The 13,597-nt window shown below is 69.8% G+C and carries 13 protein-coding genes and 1 pseudogene; 6 read left to right on the top strand and 8 right to left on the bottom strand.

Going from position 1 to position 13,597, the window contains the following annotated elements:
- Positions 1 to 93: 93 nt before the first annotated feature.
- Together AB7E83_RS12780 and AB7E83_RS12775 are read left to right on the top strand one after the other, a co-directional pair.
- Positions 94 to 1,223 (top strand): annotated as a pseudogene (locus AB7E83_RS12780) (metallophosphoesterase).
- A gap of 71 nt (positions 1,224 to 1,294) precedes the next feature.
- Entirely contained in the window at positions 1,295 to 2,017 is a 723-nt protein-coding gene (locus AB7E83_RS12775; RefSeq protein WP_428569970.1) for a hypothetical protein, read from the top strand.
- 8 nt (positions 2,018 to 2,025) lie between these two features.
- Here AB7E83_RS12775 and AB7E83_RS12770 read toward each other — a convergent pair whose 3' ends face one another.
- Genes AB7E83_RS12770 through AB7E83_RS12760 form a run of 3 tightly spaced genes read right to left on the bottom strand, consistent with a single transcriptional unit; the run spans position 2,026 to position 3,711 of the window.
- Complete coding sequence (locus tag AB7E83_RS12770; RefSeq protein ID WP_428569967.1) at positions 2,026 to 2,448, bottom strand: ExbD/TolR family protein; 423 nt, start codon at positions 2,446 to 2,448, stop codon at positions 2,026 to 2,028.
- Positions 2,449 to 2,461: 13 nt separating this feature from the next.
- Entirely contained in the window at positions 2,462 to 2,887 is a 426-nt protein-coding gene (locus AB7E83_RS12765) for an ExbD/TolR family protein (protein ID WP_428569965.1), read from the bottom strand.
- Positions 2,884 to 3,711: a MotA/TolQ/ExbB proton channel family protein gene (locus AB7E83_RS12760; protein ID WP_428569963.1), complete on the bottom strand. Its 828-nt coding sequence runs from the start codon at positions 3,709 to 3,711 to the stop codon at positions 2,884 to 2,886. The genes AB7E83_RS12765 and AB7E83_RS12760 overlap by 4 nt, the downstream gene beginning before the upstream one ends.
- Positions 3,712 to 3,780: 69 nt before the next feature.
- Between AB7E83_RS12760 and AB7E83_RS12755 the strand changes: the two genes are divergently transcribed.
- Entirely contained in the window at positions 3,781 to 4,272 is a 492-nt protein-coding gene (locus tag AB7E83_RS12755; RefSeq protein WP_428569961.1) for an NUDIX hydrolase, read from the top strand.
- A 25-nt stretch (positions 4,273 to 4,297) separates the two neighbouring features.
- On the opposite strand, the gene AB7E83_RS12750 is transcribed toward AB7E83_RS12755, so the two are convergent.
- Positions 4,298 to 5,263, bottom strand: coding sequence for a Bug family tripartite tricarboxylate transporter substrate binding protein (locus tag AB7E83_RS12750; RefSeq protein ID WP_428569959.1), 966 nt, complete (start codon positions 5,261 to 5,263; stop codon positions 4,298 to 4,300).
- 93 nt (positions 5,264 to 5,356) lie between these two features.
- Positions 5,357 to 5,866 (bottom strand): hypothetical protein, encoded by a 510-nt coding sequence (locus AB7E83_RS12745; protein WP_428569956.1) that lies wholly within the window; start codon positions 5,864 to 5,866, stop codon positions 5,357 to 5,359.
- 370 nt (positions 5,867 to 6,236) lie between these two features.
- Here AB7E83_RS12745 and AB7E83_RS12740 point away from each other — a divergent pair, with 370 nt between their 5' ends.
- Entirely contained in the window at positions 6,237 to 6,524 is a 288-nt protein-coding gene (locus tag AB7E83_RS12740) for a hypothetical protein (RefSeq protein WP_428569953.1), read from the top strand.
- A gap of 181 nt (positions 6,525 to 6,705) precedes the next feature.
- Positions 6,706 to 7,815: a tRNA 2-thiouridine(34) synthase MnmA gene (gene mnmA, locus AB7E83_RS12735; RefSeq protein WP_428569951.1), complete on the top strand. Its 1,110-nt coding sequence runs from the start codon at positions 6,706 to 6,708 to the stop codon at positions 7,813 to 7,815.
- A gap of 58 nt (positions 7,816 to 7,873) precedes the next feature.
- On the opposite strand, the gene ssb is transcribed toward mnmA, so the two are convergent.
- Positions 7,874 to 8,383 (bottom strand): single-stranded DNA-binding protein, encoded by a 510-nt coding sequence (gene ssb / locus AB7E83_RS12730; RefSeq protein ID WP_428569949.1) that lies wholly within the window; start codon positions 8,381 to 8,383, stop codon positions 7,874 to 7,876.
- A 30-nt stretch (positions 8,384 to 8,413) separates the two neighbouring features.
- Positions 8,414 to 9,619: an MFS transporter gene (locus tag AB7E83_RS12725; RefSeq protein WP_428570099.1), complete on the bottom strand. Its 1,206-nt coding sequence runs from the start codon at positions 9,617 to 9,619 to the stop codon at positions 8,414 to 8,416.
- A gap of 209 nt (positions 9,620 to 9,828) precedes the next feature.
- Here AB7E83_RS12725 and uvrA point away from each other — a divergent pair, with 209 nt between their 5' ends.
- Positions 9,829 to 12,762 (top strand): excinuclease ABC subunit UvrA, encoded by a 2,934-nt coding sequence (gene uvrA, locus AB7E83_RS12720; protein WP_428570097.1) that lies wholly within the window; start codon positions 9,829 to 9,831, stop codon positions 12,760 to 12,762.
- A 6-nt stretch (positions 12,763 to 12,768) separates the two neighbouring features.
- Here uvrA and pyrF read toward each other — a convergent pair whose 3' ends face one another.
- Entirely contained in the window at positions 12,769 to 13,590 is an 822-nt protein-coding gene (gene pyrF, locus AB7E83_RS12715; protein ID WP_428569947.1) for an orotidine-5'-phosphate decarboxylase, read from the bottom strand.
- Positions 13,591 to 13,597: the final 7 nt, after the last annotated feature.

The raw sequence follows: 13,597 nt of genomic DNA, 5'->3' as shown, positions 1-13,597 counted from the left end.
TCATCTCCTCGCGCTCGAACGCTTGTCGGTATGCTGACCGCAAGCTTACTCGAAAGGCCGGGCCATCTCCCCCGGCCCCGCACCCGTCTCCCCATGTCCCTCCGCTTCCTCTTCGCGCTCTCCCTCGCGCTGCACCTCGCCATCGGCCTGCGGATCGTCCCGCATCTCGCGTCACCGTTCGGCGGCCTCTTCGCGCTGCTGCTCGCCGTGTCCGCGTTGTCCGTGCCGCTCGGGATGATCGCGCGCCGCCTCGCGCGCGGACCGGCTTCCGACCGGCTCGCCTGGGCCGGGTACCTGGCGCTCGGCCTGTTCTCGTCGCTCTTCGTGCTGACGCTGGCGCGCGAGGCCGTGCTCGCGGGTGCATGGGTGCTCGGCGCGGCCGGGCTGGACATCGACCGCGAAGCGTTGCGCATGGGGTCGGCCGAGGCCGTGCCCGTCGTCGGCGGGCTGCTCACGCTGCTGGGGCTGTGGAATGCGCGTCGCGTGCCGGCTGTCGTACGCGTCGACGTTCCCATCGCCGGGCTTCCCGCGGCATTCGAGGGCTTTCGCATCGCGCAGATCAGCGACATCCACATCGGGCCGACGATCAAGGGTCCGTATCTGGCCGCGATCGTCGACAAGGTGAATGCGCTCGGCGCCGACGCCGTCGCCGTCACCGGCGACCTCGTCGATGGCAGCGTGGCCGACCTCGCGGCGCACGTCGCGCCGCTCGCGCGGCTGACCGCGGTGCATGGGAGCTACTTCGTCACGGGCAATCACGAGTACTACTCGGGGGCGGCGCCGTGGCTGCGCGAGCTGCGGCGGCTGGGGCTGAACGTGCTGCTGAACGAACACGTCGTGATTCGCCGCGGCGAGTCGGCCCTCGTGCTCGCGGGCGTCACCGACTACACCGCGCATCACTTCGACGCGTCGCACGCGAGCGACCCCGGCAAGGCCCTGCAGGGCGCGCCCCTCCACGCGCCCCGGGTGCTGCTCGCGCACCAGCCGCGCAGCGCCAAGGCGGCCGCCGAAGCGGGCTTCGACCTGCAACTCTCCGGCCACACACACGGCGGGCAATTCCTGCCCTGGAACCTCTTCGTACCTCTGCAGCAGCCGTACACGGCCGGGCTGCACCGACACGGGAGCCTGTGGGTATACGTCAGCCGGGGACAGGGTATTGGGGCCCTCCGAAGCGAGTGGGCGCTCCCTCTGAAATCACCGAGGTGACCCTTCGGGCGGCGTAGGACCGGCTCCTACAGGCAGGCAAGGTCTTGTCCTACACGGCTGAGCTTCGGCGGTCCCGAACACTGACCCCATGTTCCGCGTCGCCTCCCTTTCCAACCCGCTTGCCGGCCCACGCGCCGGCAACGTGAGCTATCTCGGCGCCGCACGTTGTCGCCGGAAATTCGAGCTCTACTATCCCGATGGCTTCGAGGACGAGACCTACCTCGTGGCCGAGCGTTCGTACAAGGAGCGCGCGCATCTCGAATGGCAGACCGAGCTCGGCCCCGCCGCCTTTCGCAAGCTGCTAGCGCGCGGCGAGTTCCGCCAGATCGCGGATGCGGCCGTTCGCGTGGAGTCGCGCACCAACCTGCTGTTCTCGTTCGAGAAGATGGCCGTGCGCGATGCCGTGCGCAGCGCGGCAGGCGCGCGCCTGTTCGCCACCGAGCTCTATGCCTTCCTCCACGGGCCCGGCTCGATGAGGAGCAAGTTCTCCGACTGGCTCGAAGCGCTCGCCGACCTGCCCAGCCCCGGCAGCCCGGTGCTGACCTGGCCGGTCGCCACCGTGTTCGGCTTCATCGCGCGGCCGGAGCGGCACCTGTTCTTCAAGCCGCGGGTCACGCAGCGCGCGGCCCGCGCCTATGCCTTCGACCTGGCCTACAGCCCGCGGCCGAGCTGGACCGGCTACGAGAACCTGCAGACCTTCGCAGCCGTGATAAGGCGCGACCTCGACCGGCGGCCCTGCTTCAAGGCGCGCGACATGATCGACCTCCAGTCGTTCATCTGGGTGCAGGGCGCGGACGAATACGGCAGCTGAACCCTTCTTCAAGGGCCGAACTGCTCGCCGCCCACGAGGCCGATCTTCGTGAGACCGAGGCGTTGCGCGCTCGACAGCGCCGCGGCCACGGCGTCGTAACGCGCGGCGCGGTCGGGGCGCAGATGGATCTCGGGCTGCTCCGTGCGCGTCGCCGCGTCGCGCAGCTTCTCTTCGAGGACCGACCGGTCGGCAAGCGCTTCGCCGTTCCAGGTGAACTGCCCGCTCGGCAGCACGTCGATCTGCACGATCTCGGGCGGTGTCGACGGCGGCGGCGAATTCGTGCCGGGCATCTCCAGGTTGACCGAGTGCAGCTGGATCGGAATCGTGATGATCAGCATGACCAGCAGCACGAGCAGCACGTCCACGAGCGGCGTCGTGTTGATGTCGACGATCGGCTCGGGGTCGCGTTCGGTTCCGGCGCGGATGTGCATGGCGCTCGCTTCCTTATCTCGCAGGCGGCTCGGTAAGAAAGCCGATGCGCGCGATGCCCAGTTGCTGCGCCGAGAACACGACCTGCCCCACCGCCTCGTAGCTCGCCCGGGCATCCGCCCGGATGTGCAGTTCGGGCTGCGGACTCATCACGGCGATGCGAACGAGTTGCCGGGCGAGCGCCTGCCGGTCGGCCAGCGGCGCGTCGAACCAGTAGAGCGCACCGTTCGCATCGACGGTGACGATGGCGTTGTCGACCTGCGTCTCGCGCGCCTGGTTCGGCTCGCGCGGCAGCGACACCGCGATGGAGCTGTTCACCACCGGAATCGTGATGAGGAAGATGATGAGCAGCACGAGCATCACGTCCACCAGCGGCGTGGTGTTGATCTCGGCGATGAGGGCGTCGTCGCCCTCGCCCGCGTCCTTGTAGCGGATGCTCACGCGGCGGGCGCCTCGCGTCGCGCGCTTGCGGCCAGCAGGACGGTGTGCAGGTCCGAGCCGAAGCCGCGCACGGTGTCCATCGCGACCTTGTTGCGGCGCACGAGCCAGTTGTAGCCGAGCACCGCCGGCACCGCGACCGCGAGGCCGATGGCCGTCATGATCAGCGCCTCGCCCACGGGCCCCGCCACCTTGTCGATGGACGCCGCGCCCGACGCGCCGATGCGCACGAGCGCGTTGTAGATGCCCCAGACCGTGCCGAAGAGGCCCACGAAGGGCGCGGTGGAGCCCACCGTCGCCAGCACCGCGAGGCCTTCCTGCGTGCGGCTGTGCACGGTGCCCACCGCACGCTCGATGCTCTGCGCGACCCAGGTGTTCAGGTCCACCTGGCCGATCAGGCCGTCGTGCTTGCGCGTCGCCTCGAGCGCCGACTCCGCGATGAAGCGATACGGGCTGCCCTTTTCCAGGGTGTCCGCGCCCTGGCGCACGGTGTTGGCCTTGAAGAATTTCTCGTTGGCGTCGCGCCCCTGCACGCCCATGCGGCCCTGCGCCACGAGCTTGCGGATCAGCACGTACCAGCTCGCGAGCGACATCAGCACCAGGATGACGAGCGTGGCGCGCGCGACCGGATCGCCCTGCGCCCACAGGGCGGCGAGGCCGTAGGGATTGGCCGCGGCCGCGGCAGCGGCGGGCGCCGCCTGAATCGGCGGGAGCGCCTGGGAGGCGCTGCCCAGCGTCGGCGAGATCGCCGTCTGCGCCGAGGCGGCGGCAGCGTAGAGCAGGGCCCAGAGGGCGGGAGCGAGGGCGAGGATCCGTCGGTGGGCCATGGCTGAGTCGGAGAGGGGACGCGCCATTCTGGCCCATCCGGCGCGTCGGCGCGCCCCATAATCGCCTTCATGACAGAACGTTGGAAACCGAGCGTCACGGTGGCGGCGATCATCGAACGCGACGGCCGTTTCCTCCTCGTCGAGGAGGAAACGAGCGATGGCCTGCGCCTGAACAACCCCGCCGGCCACCTCGAGCCCGGCGAGACACCGGCCGAGGGCTGTGCGCGCGAAGCGCTCGAGGAGACCGCGCATCCCTTTCGTCCGACGCTCCTGCTGGGGGTCTATCTGTCGCGGTTCCAGCGGGAACGGACGGGGGAGGACATCACGTATCTCCGCTTTGCCTACGCGGGCGAGGTCGGGGCGCCGCACGCCGGTCGCGCGCTGGACGCCGGCATCGTGCGAACGCTCTGGATGACGCCGGAGGAAGTTCGCGCAAGCGCGGCGCGGCATCGCAGTCCGCTCGTCTTGCGCTGCATCGAGGACTACCTCGCGGGGGTCCGCTATCCGCTCGACGCCGTATTCACGGACCCGGCGATCAAGGCCGTCCTGCCGACGGGCTGAGCGCCCTGGGTGGCCGTTCCCCGGCTCACTCGCTGATCTTGCGCTCCCGCACGATCTTGCCCCACTGCGCGGACTCCTTCTGCATGAACTCGGTCAGGCCCGTGCGCGTGGTCGGGTGGGGCGTGAGGCCGTGCTTGTTGAGCGCCTCCTTCACCTCGGAGTCGTTGAGCACCTTCACGATCTCGGTGTTCCAGCGGTCGAGGATCGCGGTCGGCGTCTTCGACGACGCGTTGAACGAATACCAGTTGAGCGCCTGGAAGCCGGGCAGCGTTTCGGCGACCGTCGGCACGCTGGGCATGTAGGCGGGCCGGGTGAGTCCGGTCGTGGCGATGGCGATGAGCTTGCCTGACTCGACGTGCGGCAGCGCCGTCGGCGGCGCGGCGAAGTAGCCGGTGAAACGCCCGGCCAACAGGTCGGGCATGGCCGCCGATCCGCCCTTGTACGGGACGTGGACCATGTCGGTGCCGACGCGCTGCGCGAAGAGTTCGCCGGTGAGGTGCGATGCCGAGCCCGGGCCGGTCGAGGCGTAGCTCACCGCGTTCGGCGACTTCTTCGCGGCCGCGATGAAGTCGGCGAGCGTCTTGATGTTGCCGCCCGCGTTGACGACCAGCATGTTCGGGAAGTACACGCCGCCGGAGATGGGCGCGAGATCCCTGAACGGGTCGTAGGGCAGCTTCATCATGTGCGGCGCGATGGTGAGCGGACCGATCGAGCCGAGCAGCAGCATCGAGCCGTCGGCCGGCCCCGCGGCCACCTGCTGGTGCGCGATGTTGCCGCCCGCGCCCGCCTTGTTCTCCACGACGATGGACTGGCCGATGTTGTCGCCGAGCTTCTTCGCGATGAGGCGCGCCGCGGCATCGGCCGCGCCGCCGGGGGCGAAGCCGACGACGAGCGTGACGGTCTTCTTCGGGGGGAAATCCTGGGCGAGCGCGCCGCCGGTGGCGGCCAGCGCGGCGGCCGCCAGCGCTGCGAGGAAGAATCGCTTGTGCATCGTCTGTCTCCTTGTCGTACTGCCTGGGACGTTCGTTCGCCCCTGTGTGCCTTGCATGCTATCAGCGGGCGTGCCCAAGTCGCGAGCGGGCGGTCAGCGAGCGCATTTCTCGTTGAGGGCGCGCTCGGCGAGTTGCGGCAGCGCGAGCAGGCCGCCTGCCGGCGCGTTCGGTTTCGGCGCGTGCAGGCAGTCGTCGCGGCCCGCGGCCTCCATGCCTTGCGCGAGCGGGTCCCTCGGCGCGCCGCGCCGCAGTTGTTCGTTCGCCATGTCGGCGAGGCTGCGCTGCTGCTGGCGATAGGGTCCGGGGTGCGGCGGCAGCGCCGGACGCGCGGGGGGAAGGATCAAGGGCGCAGGCGGCAGTGCGGACCGTGCCGGCGGCGCGGTCGCGGGCGCACCCCAGCCCGGCGAAGGCGCGGCCGGGAGGGGCACGGCGATCGGGGTCGCGGTGCCGCTGCCGGGAGCGCCGGGACGCACGGGCACGTCGACGACCGGGCCCTGGAAGCGGCCGGGAATGGCGGTGGAGGGCGGTGCGGGGACAGGAGCGGCGGGCGCGATGGCCGGCGCAGGGGCGGGCGGAGCGGGTGGAGCGGCTTGGGGCGGCACAGGCGCGGGTGGCGCAGGTGCCGGAATCGGTGCGGGTGCAGGCGGAGCCGGTGACGCTGGCACGGGAATCGGCGCGGGCGCAGGGATGGGTGCAGGCGCGGGGGCCGGGGCCGGGGCCGGGGCCGGGGCCGGGGCCGGGGCCGGGGCCGGGACAGGTGCAGGTGCAGGTGCAGGTGCAGGTGCAGGGACAGGCGCAGGCGCAGGCGCAGGCGCAGGCGCAGGCGCGGGGACGGGAGCCGGTACGGGCGCGGGCGCAGGCACTGGCGCGGGCACCGGAACCGGCGCAGGCGGCGCAGGCGGCGCCGGTGGCGGCGGCACGGGCGGCGGCGGAACCGGCGCCGGTTCCGGCTCGACCGGCTGCGGCATCGGCATGGGAGGCGGCGCCACGGAGGGCAAGGGCAGCGGCGGAACCGGTGCGGGCGGGCTCGGCGCGGGGGCCGGAACGGGAGGCGCGGCCTCTGTCCGCCGCGGCGACACCTCCGGCTCGCGCGACTGCAGCGTGTCCGGCAACTGCGTCGTCGCCTGCATCGGCACGCTCGGGTCGGGCCGGGTCGAGAACACCGGCAGCCGCTGCGAAGGGCGCAGCACGAGCGAGGGCGCGCTGATCGCCCTGGGGCTCGACGCGTTGTTCGCGGCGGACGAGATCGGCTGCACGTAGTGGTAGACCACGTAGCGGATCACGTTCTGCACGGGCTGGTGCTGCAGCAACAGCCACACCAATGCGACGTGCAGCGCCCCGGCCGCAACCATCGCGCTGGGCGAGAGGCGCTGCCGGGGAAGCGTGATCGGAGTGGGCCGCTCGAGCATGGGGAGAAGGGGGCGCTGGGATAATCGCACAAATGAGTCGCCGTCCTCGTGTCGTCGTCGGTCTGAGCGGAGGCGTCGACTCCGCGGTCACCGCGCACCTGCTCAAGCAGCAGGGGCACGAGGTGGTCGCGATCTTCATGAAGAACTGGGAGGACGACGACGACGGCGAGTACTGCTCGTCGAACCAGGATTTCGTCGATGCCGCGAGCGTCGCCGACGTGCTGGGCATCGAGATCGAGCACGTCAATTTCGCGGCCAACTACAAGGACCGCGTCTTCGCCGAGTTCCTGCGCGAATACCAGGCCGGCCGCACGCCGAACCCGGACGTGCTGTGCAACGCCGAGATCAAGTTCAAGGCCTTCCTCGACCACGCGATGCGCCTGGGCGCCGACAAGATCGCGACCGGCCACTACGCCCGGGTGCGCGAGCGCGAGGGGCGCTTCGAGCTGCTCAAGGGTCTCGACGAAACCAAGGACCAGAGCTACTTCCTGCATCGCCTGAACCAGGCGCAGTTGTCGCGCACGCTGTTTCCCGTGGGCGAGATCCGCAAGTCCGAGGTACGCCGCATCGCGGCCGAGATCGGTCTGCCCAACGCGAAGAAGAAGGATTCGACGGGCATCTGCTTCATCGGCGAGCGGCCGTTTCGCGAATTCCTCAACCGCTACATCGCGAAGGAGCCGGGGCCGATCAAGGACGAGAGGGGTCGCACGATCGGCCGGCACGAGGGCTTGTCGTTCTACACGCTCGGCCAGCGCCAGGGGCTGGGCATCGGCGGGGTGAAGGAAAAGGGCGCGCAGCGCGGCGGCGGCGAGCATGCGCCCTGGTTCGTGGCGAGGAAGGACATGGCGAAGAACACGCTGCACGTGGTGCAGGGTCATGACCACCCCTGGCTCCTGTCGTCATCGCTGAATGCGGACGATGCGAGCTGGATTGCGGGCGAGCCGCCGCCGGCCGGCGCCTGCGCGGCGAAGACGCGCTATCGCCAGGCGGATGCGGCCTGCACGCTTTCCGGGGCACAGGGCGCTCGCTTCCGCCTCGACTTCACCGAGCCGCAGTGGGCGGTGACACCCGGGCAGTCGGCGGTGGTTTACGACGGCGAGGTGTGCCTGGGGGGTGGGGTGATTTCGGCCGCCGCCGAGTGAAGGTTTTGCGAACTCGTCGTCCCCGCGAAGGCGGGGACCCAGGGCTTTCCTCGCAGCCTCAGAACGGAATATCGTCGTCCATGTCGTCGAACCCCGTCGCGGGCTTCGACGCGGGACGCGCACCACCGCCACCGCCGCCACCGCCCTGGGGCGCACGCTGCGGCGGCGCGCTGCGACGCTGCGGTGCGCCGCCGCCATCGTCGTCGCCCCCGCCCGACGGCCCGCCCATGCCCTGGCGCGAGCCGAGCAACTGCATCTCGCTGGCGATGATGTCGGTCGCCTGCTTCTCGATGCCGTCCTTGTCGTTGTACTTGCGGTAGACCAGGCGGCCCTCGATGTAGATCGGGCTGCCCTTCTTCACGTACTCGCCCACGATCTCGGCCAGGCGGTCGAAGAAGGTGACGCGGTGCCACTGGGTCTCCTCGACCATCTCGCCGCTGTTGCGGTCCTTGCGCTTGCTCGTCGTGGCCACGCTCACGTTGGCGACGGCCTGGCCCGAAGGCAGGTAGCGGATTTCGGGGTCGCGGCCGCAGTTGCCGACGAGAATGACTTTGTTGACGGATGCCATGGCGATCTTCCTTGGATATGCGGTGATTATCTATGTGGCCTGGGCATCGTCGGCCAGGATCTCGACCGTCTTCGCCGCCCGGGGCGCGCGCATGGGCCACGCGACGGCCAGCCACACCGCCATCAAGGCGGCGCACACGCCGAACAGCCCCTGAATACCAACGTTCTTGGCCAGCCAGCCGCCGACCGCGCCGCCGGCAAAAAGTCCGAGCGACTGCAGCGTGTTGTACACCCCGAGCGCCGTGCCGCGCAGGTGCGCCGGCGCGATGCGCGACGCCATGCTGGGCTGGCTCGCCTCCAGCACGTTGAAGGCACAGAAAAACAGGAACAGCAGGACCGTCAGCGCGACCAGCCCCGGCTGCCCCGCCACGGCCAGGAAGCCGACCTGCACGAACAGCACGATGCCGATCGAGACCAGGAAGACCGCGCGCAGATAACCCCGCCGCTCGAGCGGGAAGAGCGTGAAGCCCATCACCAGGAAGGACGCCAGCACCGTCGGCAAGTAGACCTTCCAGTGCGCATCCTTCGCGAGTCCGGCCTGCACGAGCATCGCCGGCACCGCGACCCACATGGCCAGCTGGACCGCATACAGGATGAACACGCCCACGTCGAGCCGCAGCAGCGGCCCGTGGTTCAGCACGTCCGCCAGGCGTCCCCGGGGCGCATTGCGATGCTGCGCTGGCGCGGGCGGCGTCCACCACGCGACGATGACGATGCAGCCGAGCGCGAGCCCCCCCGTGATGGCGAAGAGGCCGGCGAGACCGATGCGCGCCGCCCCGGCCGGCGCCGCGACGAGCGACACCGCGAACATGAGCCCGATGCTCGCACCCACCAGGGCCATCGCCTTCGTGCGCACTTCGTCGCGCGTCTGGTCGGCCAGCAGCGCCGTGACGGCCGCCGATACCGCCCCCGCGCCCTGCAAGGCGCGACCCAGCATCAGCATCCACAAGCTGTCCGCCGCCGCCGCGACGAAGCTGCCGGCGGCAAAGATGACCAGGCCCAGAACGATGATGCGCTTGCGGCCGAACCGGTCGGACGCCATGCCGAACGGGATCTGCAGCAGGCCCTGCGTGAGTCCGTAGATGCCCATGGCCAGCCCGACCAGCGCCACGTCCGTTCCTCCCGGGTAGCGCGCCGCCTCCAGCGCGAAGACCGGCAGGACGAGGAACAGGCCGAGCATGCGGGACGCGAACACCGCCGCCAGCGAAGCGCTGGCACGGCGCTCCGTGGGCGTCATGCGGGTGGACGGCTGGGCGGCAGGGTCGGAGGAACGGTTCACCGGGAAAAAAGGGGAGACGAAGGCTGGGCAGCGGAAGGAGGCGAAGCAAGGGCCGCGCCGAAAGAATGCCGTCGGAGCCCAGCGCGCATTCTGCCTTCGCGCGGAAGGTGCCGTCCGGGCGCGCTCGCCGGACCGCACGCGACCGTCATCGTCGCGGCATGGCGCGAATGCCCGCCACCGGCCTATCATCGAGGGTTTCGCCCGGACCGCCCGTGACCCTCCCCACCGAAGGCAAGTACCTCGCCGATGCCCTCGGCCAGCGCATCAGCATCCGCGGCGCGCGCACGCACAACCTGAAGAACGTCGACCTCGACCTGCCGCGCAACCGGCTCGTCGTGATCACGGGCCTGTCGGGCTCGGGCAAGTCCTCCCTCGCCTTCGACACGCTCTACGCCGAGGGCCAGCGCCGCTACGTGGAGAGTCTCTCGGCCTATGCGCGGCAGTTCCTGCAGCTCATGGACAAGCCCGACGTCGACATGATCGAGGGCCTGTCCCCCGCGATCTCCATCGAGCAGAAGGCGACCTCGCACAATCCGCGCTCGACCGTGGGCACGGTCACCGAAATCCACGACTACCTGCGCCTGCTCTTCGCGCGCGCCGGCACGCCCTACTGCCCGACGCACGACGTGCCCCTGCAATCGCAGACCGTCTCGCAAATGGTCGACACGGTGCTGGCGCTGCCCGAGGACACGCGGCTGATGATCCTCGCGCCCGTCGCGCGCGAGCGCAAGGGCGAATTCACCGATCTCTTCGCCGAGATGCAGGGCCAGGGCTACGTGCGCTTCCGCGTGGGCGGCGAGGTCGTCGAGTTCGACAACCTTCCGAAGCTGAAGAAAACCGAGAAGCACGACATCGACGTGGTCGTCGACCGGCTGAAGGTCAAGGCCGAGGTGCAGCAGCGGCTGGCCGAGAGCTTCGAGGCCGCGCTGCGGCTGGCGGACGGCCGCGCGCTCGCCGTCCTGATGGACACGGGCGAGGAGCACTGGTTCAACGCGAAGTTCGCCTGCCCGATCTGCAACTACTCGCTCGCGGAGCTCGAGCCGCGCCTCTTCTCGTTCAACTCGCCGGTGGGCGCATGCCCGCGCTGCGACGGGCTCGGCACCATGGAGTTCTTCGATCCGCAGCGCGTCGTGGCCTTTCCCGAGCTGTCCCTCGCGAGCGGCGCGATCAAGGGGTGGGATCGGCGCAACGGCTACTACTTCAGCTTCGTCGAGAGCCTGGCGAAGCACTACAGGTTCAACGTCGAGACGCCGTTCCAGGATCTCGAACCCGACGTCATGCACGCGGTGCTGCACGGCTCGGGCGAGGACGAGATCAAGTTCTCGTACACGCTGGAATCGGGCGCATCGGCCGGCCGCAAGATCACGCGCAAGCACGCGTTCGAGGGCATCCTGCCCAACATGGAGCGGCGCTACCGCGAAACCGATTCGGCGGCCGTGCGCGAGGAGCTCGCGCGCTTTCGCAACCTGCAGCCGTGTCCCGACTGCGCGGGCACGCGGCTGCGCATCGAGGCGCGGCACGTGCGCGTGGGCGAAGGCGCTCAGGCGAAGGCGATCTACGAGATCGGCCGCATGACCCTGCGCGAGAGCCACGCGTATTTCGAGCAGGTGAAGCTCAAGGGCGCCAAGGCCGAGATCGCCGACAAGGTCGTGCGCGAGATCGGCGCGCGGCTGAAATTCCTGAACGATGTCGGGCTGAACTACCTCAGCCTCGAACGCAGCGCGGAGACGCTGTCCGGCGGCGAGGCGCAGCGCATCCGGCTGGCGTCGCAGATCGGTTCCGGCCTGACCGGCGTGATGTACGTGCTCGACGAACCGAGCATCGGCCTGCACCAGCGCGACAACGACCGGCTGATCGGCACGCTGCAGCACCTGCGCGACCTGGGCAACAGCGTGCTCGTCGTGGAGCACGACGAGGACATGGTGCGCGCCGCCGACTACGTCGTCGACATGGGCCCGGGCGCGGGCATCCACGGCGGCCACGTGGTCGCGCAGGGCACGCCGGCCGAGGTGGAGGCGAGCGATGCGTCGCTTACGGGCAGGTACCTCTCGCGCAAGCTCGAGATTCCCGTGCCGAAGAAGCGCCACCGCCTGGGCGAGATGGCCGATCCGCAGGTGCTGCGCATCGAAGGCGCACGCGGCAACAACCTGAAGGACGTGACGGTGGACATCCCCGTGGGCCTCTTCACCTGCGTGACGGGCGTCTCGGGCTCGGGCAAGTCGACGCTCGTGAACGACACGCTCTACGCGGCCGTCGCGCGTTCGCTCTACCGCGCCCACGAGGAGCCGGCGGCGCACGACACGATCGACGGCATCGAGCATTTCGACAAGGTCATCAACGTCGACCAGTCGCCCATCGGCCGCACGCCGCGCAGCAACCCGGCCACCTACACCGGCCTGTTCACGCCGCTGCGCGAGCTGATGTCGGAGACCAACCTCGCGAAGGAGCGCGGCTACGGCCCCGGCCGCTTCTCGTTCAACGTCGCGGGCGGCCGCTGCGAGGCGTGCCAGGGCGACGGCGTGGTCAAGGTCGAGATGCACTTCCTGCCCGATGTCTACGTCGCCTGCGACGTGTGCAAGGGCAAGCGCTACAACCGCGAGACGCTCGAGGTGCAGTGGAAGGGGCGCAACATCGCGCAGCTGCTCGACATGACGGTCGAGGACGCGCACGAGTTCCTGAAGCCGGTGCCGACGCTCGCGCGCAAGCTGCAGACGCTGCTCGACGTCGGGCTGTCGTACATCAAGCTCGGCCAGGCCGCCACCACCTTGTCGGGCGGCGAGGCGCAGCGCGTGAAACTCGCACTCGAACTGTCCAAGCGCGACACGGGCCGCACGCTCTACATCCTCGACGAGCCCACCACCGGCCTGCACTTCGCCGACATCGACCTGCTGCTGAAGGTGCTGCACCAGCTGCGCGACGCCGGCAACACCATCGTCGTGATCGAGCACAACCTCGACGTCATCAAGACGGCCGACTGGGTGATCGACATGGGTCCCGAAGGCGGCGACGGCGGCGGGACGGTCGTGGGCGCGGGGACGCCGGAGGACATCGCGGCGAATGCCGCGAGCCACACGGGGAAGTATCTGAAGCGGCTGCTCTGAAGCGGGCTACCTGGCGGCTTCGAGCATGTCGCGCGTGCGCAGCGCCTCGCGGCGCGCCGCATCGGCGAAATCCTCGCCCGACGAGGCGTACAGGATCGCGCGCGAGGAATTCACGACGATGGGCGCATCGGGCCGCCATCCGGCCTTCACCGTCGCCGCCGCATCGCCGCCCTGCGCGCCGACGCCCGGAATCAGCAGGGGCAGCGTAGGCGCGAGGGCACGCACCCGCTCGATCTCGTTCGGATAGGTCGCGCCGACCACCAGCCCCAGCTGTCCGTTCGTGTTCCACGGACCCTGCGCGAGCTTCGCGACGTGCTCGTACAGCAACGGTTGCCCTTCGATGGAGGCGAGGCGCTGGTTCTGCAGATCGTCGCCGCCAGGGTTCGAGGTGCGGCACAGCAGGAAGGCGCCCTTTCCTTCGTACTTGAGATAGGGCTGCACCGAATCGAAGCCCATGAAGGGCGAGAGCGTCACCGCATCGGCGCCGTAGCGCTCGAAAGCCTCTATCGCGTACTGCTGCGCCGTCGAGCCGATGTCGCCGCGCTTGGCGTCGAGGATCACCGGGACGTGCGGCGCGGCGCGGCGCATGTGTGCCATCAGCTTCTCGAGCTGGTCTTCCGCGCGATAGGCGGCGAAGTACGCGATCTGCGGCTTGAACGCGATCGTGCAGTCGGCCGTCGCGTCCACGATGCGGGCGCAGAAGTCGTAGATCTTCTTCGCGTCGTCCTTCAGGACGGAGGGAAAGCGCGAAGGCTCCGGGTCCAGCCCCACGCAGAGCATCGAGCCGTTGCGCTCCTGCGCCGTGCGCAGCATGTCGATGAAGGTCATGAACGCG

The sequence above is a fragment of the Ramlibacter sp. genome (genome assembly GCF_050250995.1).
GTDB lineage: Bacteria > Pseudomonadota > Gammaproteobacteria > Burkholderiales > Burkholderiaceae_C > Ramlibacter.
The sequence above is the reverse complement of the archived record's forward strand: the minus strand, read 5'-3'. Positions and strand labels throughout refer to the sequence as shown.

Excerpts from the sequence above, each read along its gene's own strand:
- AB7E83_RS12775 (WP_428569970.1), top strand. The coding sequence starts at position 1,295 with ATGTTCCGCGTCGCCTCCCTTTCCAACCCGCTTGCCGGCCCACGCGCC.
- AB7E83_RS12770 (WP_428569967.1), bottom strand. The coding sequence starts at position 2,448 with ATGCACATCCGCGCCGGAACCGAACGCGACCCCGAGCCGATCGTCGAC.
- AB7E83_RS12760 (WP_428569963.1), bottom strand. The coding sequence starts at position 3,711 with ATGGCCCACCGACGGATCCTCGCCCTCGCTCCCGCCCTCTGGGCCCTG.
- AB7E83_RS12755 (WP_428569961.1), top strand. The coding sequence starts at position 3,781 with ATGACAGAACGTTGGAAACCGAGCGTCACGGTGGCGGCGATCATCGAA.
- AB7E83_RS12750 (WP_428569959.1), bottom strand. The coding sequence starts at position 5,263 with ATGCACAAGCGATTCTTCCTCGCAGCGCTGGCGGCCGCCGCGCTGGCC.
- AB7E83_RS12740 (WP_428569953.1), top strand. The coding sequence starts at position 6,237 with ATGGGAGGCGGCGCCACGGAGGGCAAGGGCAGCGGCGGAACCGGTGCG.
- mnmA (WP_428569951.1), top strand. The coding sequence starts at position 6,706 with ATGAGTCGCCGTCCTCGTGTCGTCGTCGGTCTGAGCGGAGGCGTCGAC.
- ssb (WP_428569949.1), bottom strand. The coding sequence starts at position 8,383 with ATGGCATCCGTCAACAAAGTCATTCTCGTCGGCAACTGCGGCCGCGAC.
- AB7E83_RS12725 (WP_428570099.1), bottom strand. The coding sequence starts at position 9,619 with ATGACGCCCACGGAGCGCCGTGCCAGCGCTTCGCTGGCGGCGGTGTTC.
- uvrA (WP_428570097.1), top strand. The coding sequence starts at position 9,829 with ATGCCCGCCACCGGCCTATCATCGAGGGTTTCGCCCGGACCGCCCGTG.
- pyrF (WP_428569947.1), bottom strand. The coding sequence starts at position 13,590 with ATGACCTTCATCGACATGCTGCGCACGGCGCAGGAGCGCAACGGCTCG.